Raw genomic sequence first — 12,878 nt, 5'->3', positions numbered from 1 at the left:
TAGTCGCACCGCTCGACTCTAACAGCAGCCGCTGGCTCCGCTCACCGGTCCTGCGGCGCCAACCTCGTCCTCGCTTCCGCGTAGGTCTCTTCCTGGTACTCCTGCCACTCGTCCCTGCGGCGCGCCCGCAACCGCTCCTCCACGAGGCCCAGGGCCGCTCCCCAGACGACATGGCCGATGATCATCGTGGCGTTGAGTGATGCCGGCCGGTGCTTCGGTGCGCGCTGCAGTCCCAGGGCTGGCAGGATGCCGGCGTAGTTGCCTGCCCACACGGCGAGCCCGTAGCCGATCCCGGTGAGCGCCGGAGGCAGCCTCAGTGCGGGGGCGCCGAGGCCGTAAAGCGTGCCCATGGCCGCACCGAAACCGAAGTGAGTGGTCATCGTGGCGATATCCAGGCCCCGCTCGCTCGTCTCGTGCTTCACGTCGGCTCGCTCGGCAACCTCTTCCGTTATCTGCCTGGGAGGGAGGTGGCGCTGTTCGCCCGGCGGCAGGCTGCGGTTGATCAGTTCGATGGTGGCGGTCATCGGCAAGGTCGCGGCCGCTCCAGCGATGGCTCCCCTGATGAGATCGTTCATGGTGCTCTCCTGGCTGGCTGGGAGTTCGGGGGTCTGTTGACGAGTTTGCGGCGCGCCGAGCGTCGAGTCTGTTGCGGGGTACCGGATGCGCGCTGGTCGATCGGCCCGGCGTAGCCCCGGTCTTCGGTTACTGTCGGTTCCGTGAGCCGGGAACTATACGAGCGTCGTCACCCGCACTTCCCGGACAAGGTCTGGGTCGTCATCGAACAGCCACCCCACGAACCGAAGCGTTACCGGTACGTTTCGGAGCGAGGCGAGTTCTTCCGGACCGATGACGATTCCCTCGCCTACCTGCGGGGGTTCTCGGGAGCCTACGGCTGGATAGCGGGCACGGGCACGCCTCCAGGAGTTCACTTCGACGCCCTCGTGCTGACCATCGCCGAGCCGCGGCCCGGCGAGGTCGTAGAGGCTGCGGTGGCTGGGATGTTCTTCATGGCCAGCGGGGACCACAAGTTCGTGACGGTGGACGTCGAGGCCGGTGAGACCTTCGGCCCGCCCGAGTGGGAGCGGCTGACGCCGCAGAGCCGGGCGGAACTCCGCGCCCTCTACCCGGATGTCCGGGACGGAGAGGGCTGGCACGGTTCGGGTCGTGCGAAGTTCCACCTGCTCGAGGTCGAGCCGACGCACGACTGAAGCTAGCTACTTCCGCAACCGCCTCGCTCGCAAGTCAGCGGCGGCCCGTCGCAACGCCGCTACCTCCTGACGGTCGAGCCCCAGCGCTCCGCGCAACAGGAGTTCGTCGGCACACTCGCGCATCGCGTCGGCATCTCCTGCCGCCGCGATGCGCCCCGGACCCCCCGCCGGCAGCAATGCCGGTGACGGCAGGAGCACGTTGCGCGCTTCGCCCGGATCGAGCTTGAGGAGGCCGCCGCCCAACCCGTGCCCCTCGAGTTCGAGGCTGAGATCCGTGAGCGAGGTGCGCCAGCAGGCTGCCAGAGCCTCGGCTTCGGCGCCCTCCACCGGGGTAACGGCGTGGAAAGTATTCGGGACCGCCACGGCCGCCGCGTTGTGGACGAGGGGCAGGCTGCCGGAGCCCATGGAAGGAAGGATCAGCGGTGGGGCCGCAACCCTGCCGATCCGATACCAGGGCCGCCTGTGACGGGCCTTGTAGCGAGTATGGACGCCCGCTTCCCGCAGCCTCTCGATGAAAGCCCCGACCGCTCCGTCGCCTTCGAATCCGGCCGCCTGCACCAGGTAGCCGGCGTGGCCGGCCAGGGAAGCCGCCTGCCACTCGGGGAGACCGAATCTCCAGCCGGCCAGTGCGCGAGGTCTGAAGACCGCGGCCACCAGGGCGCCATTCGGGAGGCGCCACTCTTCGGCCTTGCGAGGCGACAGGTGGAAGTGGGAGTTCGCGCCGGTGACGTAGCCGCTCTCGACTCGCGCGAGGTCGCCGAGCCTGATGATCTCGTTCCTCTCTGCGAGCCGCGTGTAGAGGTCGAGCGTCGGACCTTCGAGCCAAGAATGCGCCAGCGCAGACCTCCCCTCGATGAGCGCGCGTGCGTCGAGCGGAAGGTCGCCCTGACGCGGAAGGGGGCGCTCGAGCGCTTCGGGACCGGGCAGTACCAGCGAGGTGAGATGCCCCTCGCCCCTCCCGTAACCGTCGGCGAGGAGCAGGACCGTTTCCTGGTCGAGGTGAGGGAAGAGCGAGCGCCGGAACGAGACGAGGGTCACGCTGACGAACGAACGGTGCAGCAGGTCGAGCAGCGGGCGAGCGGAGGGCGCGTGCCCCACCTCGGCGGGCACCACCATCGCCAACCTGCCTCCGTTGGCGAGGAACGTCGTGGCGTGGGCTACGAACGCCACCCATGAGCCCGCCAGTGGCGGCAGGTCGATCCCGGTCTCACGGGCGCGGCGGAGTGCGAGCGTTCGAACGCCACCGGTGAAGCGCTGGAAGCGGATAAAGGGCGGGTTGCCCACGACGGCGTCCATCCGCGGGAGGTCGCCGCGACCTAGCGTGAAGAAGTCGGCGTTGATTAGCCTCGAGTCTGAGCCGTGAGCCGCGCAGCGGGCGTGCGCTGCCTCTTCGAGTTCCACACCGGTGAGCTCCCAGAGGCCCTGTCTGCCGGCCAGCTGGACGGCCGCGTTCAGGAACACGCCACCGCCGAACGCGGGGTCGAGCAGACGCCCCGACGACGAGCGCATCGCCCAACGGCAGAGGGCGCTGGCGACCCGCGCCTCGGTGTAGTACGCGCCGAGTTCCTTATTGCGGGGGTCGGGCACAGTCTGGGGGCGCATCCGGGGTGAGAGTGTACCAGCGCCAGCGGCCCCGCTCATGCTCTTCTCAGGGGGGACAAATGTCTCGATTGACACGGTGAAATGGCCATTGGTATGCTTTCGCGTTGACGCCGAAGGTGCCTCAACCATCGCGTTTTTCGTCTTTCGGGACACCGATTCAGACCCCACACACGAAGTAGTTCTACGGGGATAGTCCGGGTGAAAGGAGGGCCGTTTGGAAGCTCAAGGTGAACAACTGCTTCAGAACCTGGTCGACCACGAGAAGGCGGTGATCGCCAAGGTCGAACAGGCGAAGCGCGACGCCGCGGCGATCATCGAGAAGGCCCAGGCGGAAGCCGCAGCCGTCCTCGAGAAAGCGCGTGCCGAAGCGGCCGCGTTCGCCGACTCCTCTCGGGCCGAAACCGAGCGGCAGAGCGCGGCCGCACGCGAGGAGATCCTCGCGCGTGCCAGGGCCGAGGCCGAGAAGATAGAGGCACGCGCGAAGGGCAACCGTGAGCGCGCGGTCGACATGGTCATGGAGCGAGTACTGCCGTGATCACGCCCATGGACCAGCTGACGGTGGTGGGCCGGCGGAGCATCGCCCGTGAGCTGCTGCAGAGCCTGCAGAGTCTCGGGGTGGTGCAGGTCGACCCGCTCGAGCCCGAAGAGGGTCTGTCGCTGGTCAGGTACACGCTCGAAGGCGACGACCGCCAGAACCGTGAGCGGTGGTCGAAGATCGTCGGTCGTACCGACACGCTTCTGAGCGGGCTCGGCGCGCGTGACGAGGAACCGGCGCCGCGGAGCGAAGCGCCCAGTGAGGTCGGCGAGATCGAGAGGTACCTCGCCGACCTCGGCCCCCAGGTCGACAACGTCGTGGCCGAGCGCTCGAGGTTGCGCGACGAACTCGACCTGATCCGCACCTACCTCCCGCTCTTCCGCACCCTCGCTCCTACCCTCGCTCAGCTGGAGGGCAGCCGTTATCTCAGCGGGTACGCCTTCCTGGTGGCCGCCGATGCCGTAGCCGAGGTCCGTAGTGAAGTCGAGGACGCCCTCGGCGGCAACGTCGCTTTCGCCTCGCGTCCCTACGGCCGTCAGACGCTCGTCACGGCCGCAGCCCTCAAGCGGGACGAGTCCACTCTCCGTCAGGCGCTCAGCAGGCTGGGAATCAGTCCGCTGACTCTTCCCGGCCGCTACGCCGACCAGGGTGTGGCGAAGGCCGTGCACGTGATGGAGGAGCGGTCCCAGACCCTCCCGCGACGGATCGAGTCGCTCGAGCAGGAGCTTCGGCAACTCCGGGAAGCGAACGGGGGACGCCTTCAGGCCGTCCATCAGCTCGCCCTCAACCAGCAGGTCCGCTTCGAGAAACTCGAAGACCTGCTCAGTGGCCGTTACAGCGTCGCCCTCCGCGGCTGGGTACCCGCCAGCGAGACGCGCAGGGTCATCGAGGGACTTCGCAAGCAGTTCGGGCAGGGAATCGTCGCCGCTTCTCGGCCCGCGAACGAGCATCACGATCACGACGTGCCCGTCAAGCTCGAGAACCCGGGCTGGGTTCGACCGTTCGAGATGCTGCTCTCCCTCTTCGCGCCACCTCGCTACGGAAGCTTCGACCCGAGCTGGACCCTGGCGATCTTCTTCCCGCTCTACTTCGGGATCGTCCTGGGCGACATCGGCTTCGGCCTGCTCTTCCTCGCCCTCGGCCTCTGGCTCAGGAATCGAGGCAGGAACGGCAGCTCTCTCGACCTGGGACCGCTGGGGATCGTCATCCCGCCCGCTTCGCTGCCGACCATCGGCACGCTGGTGATCTGGGCGTCCGTCTGGGGGATCGTCTGGGGCTTCATCTACGGAGAGTTCTTCGGCAACTTCCTCGAGCACTGGCCGCACGACAACCCGGTCTTCTACCCGCCTGCGCACGGGGACCACGGCATGATCCCGATCCTGCTCTTCCGTGTCGAGGAGTTCACGCCGCTGCTCCTGCTCACCATCGGTTTCGGGGTGCTGCAGGTGATCGGCGGCTGGGTGATCCGCGCCTACTACGGCGCGCTCCACCACGACCGGGCCCACCTCTGGGAGGGCATAGGCATGGTGTCGGGCCTCATCGCGCTGGTGGTCTTCGCCACCGCCTTCCTCACGGGGGCGCTCGGCACTGCCGTCTGGATCGTGGTGATCGCCGGCCTCGCCGTATTCCTGCTGAGCGTGTTCCTCGCAGGCATCCCGCTGATGATCATCGAGCTCATCTCGAACTCGGGCAACATCCTCAGCTATCTGCGACTGTTCGCGGTCGGCCTTTCGGCTGCTCTGATCGCCAATCTCGCTACCGACATCGGCTTCGCGATCGCCGGCGCCCTCCCGGTGCCCGTCGTGGGCGCGCTGTTGGGGATCATCGTCGCGCTCGCCGTGCATCTGATCGCGGTGGCGCTCACCATCATCGGACACACACTGCAGCCTCTGCGATTGCAGTATGTGGAGTTCTTCACCAAGTTCGGTTTCTACGACGCCAACGGGCGCCCGTACAAGCCATTCCGTCTTCTTGGAGGAAAAGCATGAAGAAAGTCGCCGTGAAAGTAACCGCAGTTCTCGGATTCATCGCCGCTCTCGCCCTCGTCGCGACAGGTTTCGCGCAGGAGGCGGCCGAGGTGGCCGCCGCCGGAGACTCGGTCGGCGCGGGCCTCATGGCCCTCGGCGCCGGCTTGGCGATCGGCCTCGGCGCTGTCGGTACCGGTCTGGCGCAGGCCTCCATCGGTTCGGCTGGTGCGGGCACCATCGCCGAACGTCCCGAGGCCTTCGGTCAGGTCCTCATCTACCTGGTGATCCCCGAGACCATCATCATCTTCGCCTTCGTCATCGCCTTCTTCCTCAACGGCCAGATAGGCTGATACGTGGCGGATCTAGCTGCTCTGCTTGAGAAAGAAGCGAGCGCGGAGATCGAGCAGATCCTTTCCGAGGCGCGGACCCGCGCCTCGGAAATCGTCGAGGGCGCCAGGGCCGAAGCAGAGACGCTGCTCGCGAGCCGTAAGCGAAGCGTCGAAGCGCAGAGCGCCGCGGGCCTGGTGCGCGCCCGCAGCGCCGCCCAACTCGAGGCGTCCTCGCTGACGCTTCGCGCTCAACACGACGCCATCGCCGCCGTCTTCCAGGAGGCCGAGGAGCGGATCGCGGCGCTGCGCCGCGGACCCACCTACGTCGAAGTCTTGGGCCAGCTCATGAAGGAAGCGGTCGCGGCGAGCGGCAGCGACCCGAGCGAGATCCGAGCCGTCAAGGTCGATCCAGAGGACGATGAAGCCGCTCGCAAAGCGGCCAAGGGCCTCGGCCTGCAGGACCGCATCACCGCCGACCCCAAAGTTTACGCGGGCGTTCGGGTCGAGGCCGCAAGCGACAGTGCGGTGATCGAGAACACCCTCCCGGGCAGGCTCGCGGCGCTGCGCGGCGAACTGGCGGCCGAGGTGGCGCAGGTCTTGCTTAGCAAGGAGGGGTAGCGTGTCCTCCGACTTCGGCTACATCAACGCCCGAATACGGGGGATGAAGGCAAAGCTGCTCGAGCCGGAGTTCTACACTCAGGCGCTCGCCGATACCGACTTCCGTGCCTTCACCGGCACCGTCGCGCAGACGTCCTACGTCGCGGACCTGGAAGAGGCGCAGGCGCGCACCTCCGGGCTGGAAGCCCTGGACTGGGCCGTGGCGCAGAACTTCCGCCGTACCGCCCGTTCGATCCTCGATTTCTCCGACGGTCGGCCGGGAGAGCTGCTCACCCTCTTCCTGCTGAGCTACGACCTGATGAACCTCAAGACACTGGCTCGCGCCAAGCACGCCGGCCGTGATGCCGAGAGCGCCCTCGACGTGGCCCTGCCGGCCGGCGAGATGCGCCCGGCGCTCATCGAGACGCTCGCCGCGGCGCCCGACCTGCCCTCGATGGCTCAGGCGCTGGCCGTCACCGGCCACCCGCTCTCGCGGGCGTTCAGTGCGGCCGTGAGACGCTACGCTCAGGAGGGGGAGCTCTACACCCTCGAACTCACCCTCGACCGCTTCTGCTACAAGTCGCTCCTCGACGCGCTCGACGAGTACGATGCGCCCCGCGAGTTGCGGCGCCATGTCAAGCGGGAGATCGACGCGACCAACCTCCGTACCGCACTGAAGCTGCGTGGCAGGACCGTCGCCAGAGAGGAACTCTACGTGCCGGGGGGCGCCGAGATAGACCGCGGCACCTTCGACGCCATTATCGCCGACACCTCCAAGTCGGCCCTGTCGGCCCTCGCCGGTTCCGCGTTCGCGGAGGTCGCCGAGACCGACTCGCTTAGCGAAGCCGACGCCGTCATCCGCGGGATCCTCGATGAGAGCGCCCACCGGGTGGCTCTCTCCGACCCGTTGGGTCCCGGCGTGGCGCTCGACTTCCTGCGGAAGAAGGAGGCCGAGGCCGCCAAGCTACGCCTCCTCGCCCGGGGCAAGTTCTACGATGTGCCGCGGGAGCAACTCGAACGGGAGTTGGGGAATGCCTGAACATCGCGTGGTCGTACTTACCGACAGTGAGACCGCGACCGGCTACCGGTTGGCGGGGGTGGAGGTCCGTGAGTCGCAACCGGAAGGGGCCGAGGCGGAGCTCGACGACCTCATCGAGTCCGGCGAGTACGGACTGGTAGTGGTGGACGAAGGACTCATCGCCGACCCGATCGACGCCAGCGCTCGTACGATGCGGGGACGGGACCTGCCGGTGATCCTGCCGGTCCCCAGTCTTTCGGCGTCGTTCGGCGAGGGGGACGATGCGACCGCCTATATGAAGGAACTGGTGCGAAGCGCGATCGGCTTCGACATCAAGCTCGAGTAACCGCAGCGGAATTCCCGACAACGGTTCCCACTCGAATAGGAGAAGCAATGGCCATCGAAGGCAAGATACAGAGAATCTCCGGGCCTGCCGTAATCGCGCAGGGGATGCTCGGAGCCCGGATGTACGACATCGTCAGGGTCGGCGAGGAGAAGCTCGTCGGGGAGATCATCCGTCTCGACGGCACGACCGCGTTCGTGCAGGTCTACGAGGACACCGGCGGTCTGACCGTAGGCGAGCCGGTCGTCTCGACCGGCCTGCCGCTGGCGGTAGAACTGGGCCCGGGGATGCTCAACGGCATCTTCGACGGGATCCAGCGGCCGCTGGACAAGATCCAGGAGGCGTCGGGCACCTACATCGAGCGCGGCATCACCGTGAAATCGCTGTCGCGCGAGACCAAGTGGAAGTTCACCCCGCAGGTTGCCAAGGGTGACGAGGTGGCTTCGGGGCAGGTGCTGGGCACGGTGCCGGAGTTCGCCTTCACCCACAAGATCCTGGTGCCGCCAGGCAAGGGCGGCAAGATCAAGAAGATCGTCGCCGAGGGCGAGTACACCGTCGACGACGTGATCGCCACCCTGGAGGACGGCACCGAGCTGAAGCTCTACCACCCCTGGCCGGTGCGCCAGCCGCGGCCGGTGCAGAAGAAGCTCGACCCTGTCACGCCGTTCCTCACGGGCATGCGAATCCTCGACGTGCTCTTCCCGCTCACCATGGGTGGTACCGCCGCGATCCCGGGGCCCTTCGGATCGGGCAAGACCGTCACCCAGCAGTCGGTCGCCAAGTACGGCAACGCCGATATCGTCGTCTACGTTGGATGCGGCGAGCGCGGCAACGAGATGACCGACGTGCTGGTCGAGTTCCCCGAACTCGAGGACCCGCAGACGGGCAACCCGCTCATGCACCGCACGGTGCTGATCGCCAACACCTCGAACATGCCGGTCGCCGCACGCGAGGCCTCCATCTACACCGGCATCACCCTCGCCGAATACTTCCGCGACCAGGGTTACCGCGTCTCGGTCATGGCCGACTCGACCAGCCGTTGGGCCGAGGCGTTGCGCGAGATCTCCTCGCGACTCGAGGAGATGCCCGCTGAGGAGGGCTACCCGCCCTACCTGGCCTCGCGTCTCGCGGCCTTCTATGAGCGCGGCGGCCGCGTCATCACCCAGAACGGCGAGCAGGGAGCGGTCTCGATCATCGGCGCGGTTTCGCCCGCCGGCGGCGACTTCTCCGAGCCGGTTACCCAGTCGACCCTGCGGATCACCGGCTGCTTCTGGGCGCTCGATGCGGCGCTCGCCCGCCGCCGTCACTTCCCGGCCATCAACTGGAACCGCTCCTACACGCTCTTCAGCGACATCCTCGAGCCGTGGTACCGGGAGAACGTGGCCGAGGACTATCCGGAACTGGTCCAGCGGGCCGTAGACCTGCTCCAGCGTGAGAGCGACCTCCAGGAGGTCGTGCAGCTGGTCGGTCCCGACGCTCTCCAGGACAACGAGCGCCTCGTCATCGAGGCGGGCCGGATCCTGCGTCAGGACTTCCTGCAGCAGAACGGCTTCGACCCCGTCGACGCCTCCTGCTCGCTCTCGAAGGCGTACGGCATGCTGCAGATGATGCTCAAGTTCTACGAGGAGAGCCGTAAGGCCCTCGAGGCGGGCGCAACCGTCGACGAGATCCTCGCCAACCCGGTCGTCGAGAAGATAAACCGCTCGCGCTACGTGCCCGAGGACGAGTTCGACGCCTACAAGGGCAGCACCATGGCCGAGCTCGAAAAGGGCTTCGGCGTGGCGGCCTAAGGGAGTATCGGCATGAGCAAGAACCTACTCACCAAGGAGTACAGCCAGGTCTCCTACGTCTCGGGACCTCTGCTTTTCCTCCAGAACGCGCCCGACCTGGCCTACAACGCCATCGTCAACATCAAGGACGCCAGCGGCCGGATCCGTGGCGGTCAGGTCATCGAAGTGTCGAACGAGTACACCGTGCTCCAGGTGTTCGAGGAGACCTCCGGTATCGACCTCTCTAGCACCACGGTGAGCCTCGTGGAGGACGTGGCGCGTCTCGGTGTCTCGAAGGAGATGATCGGCCGGCGCTTCAGCGGTATCGGAGCGCCGATCGATGGTTTGCCGCCGGTGGTCGCCGACAAGCGCCTGCCCATCTACGGGGCGCCCATCAACCCGGTAGCGCGGCAGAAGCCCGAGGAGTTCATCCAGACCGGTATCTCCACCATCGACACCATGATCAGCCTGGTTCGTGGGCAGAAGCTGCCCATCTTCTCGGGCTCGGGCCTGCCGGCCAACGAGCTCGCGGCGCAGATCGCCCGTCAGGCCAAGGTGCTTGGTGAAGGCGCCGAGTTCGCCGTGGTCTTCGCGGCGATGGGCGTCACCCAGCGTGAGCTGACCTTCTTCACCCAGGAGTTCGAACGTACAGGGGCGCTCGCTCGCTCGGTCCTCTTCCTGAACAAGGCCGACGACCCGGCCGTGGAGCGTCTCCTGACCCCCAGGATGGCTCTGACGGCCGCCGAGTACCTCGCCTTCGAGCACGACTACCACGTGCTGGTCATCCTCACCGACATGACCAACTACTGCGAAGCGCTGCGCGAGATCGGCGGCGCTCGCGAGGAGATCCCGGGGCGCCGCGGCTATCCCGGCTACACCTACACCGACCTCGCGTCGATCTACGAGCGGGCCGGCGTCGTGGTTGGCCGCAAGGGATCGGTCACCCAGCTGCCGATCCTCTCGATGCCTGACGATGACGTCACCCACCCGATCCCGGACCTCACCGGCTACATCACCGAGGGGCAGATCTACCTGGCACGCGACCTGCACAACAAGGGCATCTACCCGCCCATCAACCCGGGCCCGTCGCTCTCGCGACTGATGAACAACGGCATCGGGGAAGGGAAGACCCGCAAGGACCACAAGAACGTGTCCGACCAGTTGCAGGCCGCCTACGCGAACGGCCTCGACCTGAGGCGGCTGGTAGCGATCACCGGCGAGGACGCTCTGTCCGAGAACGACAAGCTCTACCTGCAGTTCGCCGACGAGTTCGAGAAGCGCTTCATCAACCAGGGATCCGAGGACCGCGCGATCGAGGACTCGCTCGACCTCGCCTGGGCACTTCTCTCGCTGCTGCCGAAGAGCGAGCTCACCAGGCTGTCGACCGATCAGATCGACAAGTACTACGGCGCCAAGATGGACGAACTCTGGGGATCCTCCAGCAGGGATCGCGTCTAGCCCCGGGCTAGGAGGCATTCGTGGCAGAACAAATCGCCCCGACCAGATCGAACCTGCTGCAACGCCGCGATCAGCTGCGCCTGGCGGTTCGAGGGGCCGACCTGCTCAAGCGTAAGCGAGACGCCCTCATCGGCGAATTCTTCGAGCTGGTGAAGTCGTCGCTGGCCGCTCGCCGGGCGCTCTTCGCCAGCAGCAAGGAGGCGTACTTCAGCCTCTTCCTGGCGAAGGCGTGGGACGGCCCCCAGGCGGTCGAGAGCCTCAGCCTCGCCTCGCCGCAGAGTCTCGAAGTCGACATCCGGGTGGAGAACCTCTTCGGTGTGAAGGTGCCGGCGGTCCAGCCGCCCGAGTTCAGCGATGAACTGCCTTTCTCGCCCGTTGGCGCGGGGGCTCAGACGCTCAACGCCGCCGCCCAGTTCCGGGCGCTCACCGAGGCGCTCGTCAAGGTCGCCGCCACCGAGACTCGTCTCAGGCGGATCGGCGAGGAGATCAAGAAGACCAATCGCCGCGTCAACGCCCTCGAACAGTTGGTGATCCCCAATATCCAGCGCCAGATCCGCGACATACGCAGCGTTCTCGACCAGCGCGCGCTGGAGGAGGTCACGGTCCTCAAGCGGATCAAGGCCAAGCTCGAGGCGCGTGAGAAGGAAGTGGACGCCAAGGAGGAAGTCGCGGGGGCGTAGCCTGGAACCGCGGCGCTCCGCCCGGCCAGCGAGCCGGTAGCGACCCATGAACCGGTCCCGGAAGGGACCGGTTCGCATATTTTCTGGCGCGCCAGGTGACGGTAGGAGGCGGGCGCGGCGCCCGACCGAAGGAGCCGCGAACCACCCACCATTAAAGTTTCGCGAAGCTGCACGACTTTACAGATAACGTCCCAAACGGATAGGATGGCCCCCGGCACGAAAACCAGAGCACATTTCTGAACGGATGGGAGACGTGTAGATGCGCAAACTATTTACGATCGTTCTGGCTGCCCTGCTCCTCGCAGGCGCCGCCTTCGGACAGGGCCTGCTCCAGGAGGTACAGGAGCGCGGCAACCTCGTCTGCGGCGTCAACGACCAGCTTCCCGGGTTCGGCTCCGTGAACGCACAGGGCGAGTACGAAGGGTTCGACGTCGATTTCTGCCGCGCCATCGCCGCGGCGGTGCTTGGCGACGCCCAGGCGGTCGAGTTCCGGCCCCTCTCGGCGCAGGAGCGTTTCACCGCCTTGCAGACCGGTGAGGTGGATGTCCTCATCCGCAACACCACCTGGACCTCCACGCGTGACACGGAACTGGGCCTGAACTTCGCCCCCACGACCTTCTACGACGGTCAGGGCTTCATGGTGCCCCGCGACTCGGGCATCGATACCCTCCAGGACCTCCAGGGCCTTCGCATCGGTGTGCAGATCGGTACGACCACCGAACTCAACCTCGCCGACGTCCTCGGTGCTCTGGGTATCGACTACACCCCGGTCACCTTCGAGACCGCCGACCAGCTGGTGGCGGCCTACGACGCCGGTAACGTCGACGCCTGGACGACCGACAAGTCGGGCCTCGCATCGCGCCTGATCACGCTGCAGAACCCCGAAGCGCACAAGATCATGGACGTGACCATCTCCAAGGAGCCGCTCGGCCCGGCGGTCCGTCACGGCGACGACCAGTGGTTCGACATAGTCAAGTGGGTCGTATTCGGTCTGTTCGAGGCCGAGGAGTACGGGGTGACCTCGGAGAACGTCGATCAGGTGGCCGAAACCACACAGAACCCGAACGTACAGCGGCTCCTGGGTGTCGACCCCAGCGCGGTCGAGGATCTCGGACTCGAGCCCACGGCGATCCGCGAGGCGATCGCCCAGGTAGGGAACTACGGTGAGATCTACGCTCGCAACCTCGGTCCCGAGACGCCGTTCGACATCCCCCGCGGCCTGAACGCCCAGTACTACGACGGCGGCCTCATCTTCGGGATGCCCTTCCGTTGATCCTCTAGTCCTGCACGCTCATATCGTCGTGCGGGACGAGAATCGGGCGGCGCCAACCCGCGCCGCCCGACCCAAAACTTCAGCAGAATGGTCTTTTGG

At 66.6% G+C, this 12,878-nt stretch carries 13 protein-coding genes; 11 read left to right on the top strand and 2 right to left on the bottom strand.

Annotation, left to right across the window (positions count from 1 at the left end; genetic code table 11):
- Window positions 1-41: 41 nt before the first annotated feature.
- Window positions 42-575, bottom strand: a complete 534-nt coding sequence (locus VF168_03710) for a DUF1440 domain-containing protein (GenBank protein HEX7003272.1) — start codon at window positions 573-575, stop codon at window positions 42-44.
- A 141-nt stretch (window positions 576-716) separates the two neighbouring features.
- On the opposite strand from VF168_03710, the gene VF168_03705 reads away from it, so the two are divergent.
- A complete protein-coding gene (locus VF168_03705; protein HEX7003271.1) occupies window positions 717-1,208 on the top strand; it encodes an inorganic diphosphatase in 492 nt (163 codons plus the stop codon).
- Window positions 1,209-1,214: 6 nt separating this feature from the next.
- Here the strand turns inward: VF168_03705 and VF168_03700 are convergent, their stop codons facing one another.
- A complete protein-coding gene (locus VF168_03700) occupies window positions 1,215-2,810 on the bottom strand; it encodes an N-6 DNA methylase (GenBank protein HEX7003270.1) in 1,596 nt (531 codons plus the stop codon).
- A gap of 214 nt (window positions 2,811-3,024) precedes the next feature.
- Here VF168_03700 and VF168_03695 point away from each other — a divergent pair, with 214 nt between their 5' ends.
- From VF168_03695 to VF168_03650, 10 genes are all read left to right on the top strand, one after another.
- A complete protein-coding gene (locus VF168_03695; protein ID HEX7003269.1) occupies window positions 3,025-3,345 on the top strand; it encodes a V-type ATPase subunit subunit G family protein in 321 nt (106 codons plus the stop codon).
- Window positions 3,342-5,333 carry a V-type ATPase 116kDa subunit family protein gene (locus VF168_03690; GenBank protein ID HEX7003268.1) on the top strand — a complete coding sequence of 664 codons (1,992 nt, stop codon included), beginning with the start codon at window positions 3,342-3,344 and terminating at the stop codon, window positions 5,331-5,333. Before VF168_03695 ends, VF168_03690 begins: the two co-directional genes overlap by 4 nt.
- Entirely contained in the window at window positions 5,330-5,662 is a 333-nt protein-coding gene (locus VF168_03685) for a V-type ATP synthase subunit K (protein HEX7003267.1), read from the top strand. The genes VF168_03690 and VF168_03685 overlap by 4 nt, the downstream gene beginning before the upstream one ends.
- Before the next feature lie 3 nt (window positions 5,663-5,665).
- Complete coding sequence (locus VF168_03680; GenBank protein ID HEX7003266.1) at window positions 5,666-6,259, top strand: V-type ATP synthase subunit E; 594 nt, start codon at window positions 5,666-5,668, stop codon at window positions 6,257-6,259.
- A 1-nt stretch (window position 6,260) separates the two neighbouring features.
- Window positions 6,261-7,277 carry a V-type ATPase subunit gene (locus VF168_03675; protein ID HEX7003265.1) on the top strand — a complete coding sequence of 339 codons (1,017 nt, stop codon included), beginning with the start codon at window positions 6,261-6,263 and terminating at the stop codon, window positions 7,275-7,277.
- A complete protein-coding gene (locus tag VF168_03670; GenBank protein HEX7003264.1) occupies window positions 7,270-7,602 on the top strand; it encodes a V-type ATP synthase subunit F in 333 nt (110 codons plus the stop codon). Before VF168_03675 ends, VF168_03670 begins: the two co-directional genes overlap by 8 nt.
- Window positions 7,603-7,649: 47 nt before the next feature.
- A complete protein-coding gene (locus tag VF168_03665; protein ID HEX7003263.1) occupies window positions 7,650-9,389 on the top strand; it encodes a V-type ATP synthase subunit A in 1,740 nt (579 codons plus the stop codon).
- Between the two features lie 12 nt (window positions 9,390-9,401).
- On the top strand, window positions 9,402-10,826 hold the full coding sequence (locus VF168_03660; protein ID HEX7003262.1) for a V-type ATP synthase subunit B: 1,425 nt from the start codon (window positions 9,402-9,404) through the stop codon (window positions 10,824-10,826).
- 20 nt (window positions 10,827-10,846) lie between these two features.
- Window positions 10,847-11,506: a V-type ATP synthase subunit D gene (locus VF168_03655; protein HEX7003261.1), complete on the top strand. Its 660-nt coding sequence runs from the start codon at window positions 10,847-10,849 to the stop codon at window positions 11,504-11,506.
- Window positions 11,507-11,765: 259 nt separating this feature from the next.
- Window positions 11,766-12,779, top strand: coding sequence for an amino acid ABC transporter substrate-binding protein (locus VF168_03650; GenBank protein HEX7003260.1), 1,014 nt, complete (start codon window positions 11,766-11,768; stop codon window positions 12,777-12,779).
- Window positions 12,780-12,878 lie beyond the last annotated feature (99 nt).

This window comes from Trueperaceae bacterium, from assembly GCA_036381595.1.
Lineage (GTDB): Bacteria > Deinococcota > Deinococci > Deinococcales > Trueperaceae > DASVCN01.
This window is presented reverse-complemented; position numbering and strand designations above follow the sequence as displayed.

Coding starts and splice junctions, on each gene's coding strand:
- VF168_03710 (HEX7003272.1), bottom strand. CDS start 575: ATGAACGATCTCATCAGGGGAGCCATCGCTGGAGCGGCCGCGACCTTG.
- VF168_03700 (HEX7003270.1), bottom strand. CDS start 2,810: ATGCGCCCCCAGACTGTGCCCGACCCCCGCAATAAGGAACTCGGCGCG.
- VF168_03685 (HEX7003267.1), top strand. CDS start 5,330: ATGAAGAAAGTCGCCGTGAAAGTAACCGCAGTTCTCGGATTCATCGCC.
- VF168_03670 (HEX7003264.1), top strand. CDS start 7,270: ATGCCTGAACATCGCGTGGTCGTACTTACCGACAGTGAGACCGCGACC.
- VF168_03665 (HEX7003263.1), top strand. CDS start 7,650: ATGGCCATCGAAGGCAAGATACAGAGAATCTCCGGGCCTGCCGTAATC.
- VF168_03660 (HEX7003262.1), top strand. CDS start 9,402: ATGAGCAAGAACCTACTCACCAAGGAGTACAGCCAGGTCTCCTACGTC.
- VF168_03650 (HEX7003260.1), top strand. CDS start 11,766: ATGCGCAAACTATTTACGATCGTTCTGGCTGCCCTGCTCCTCGCAGGC.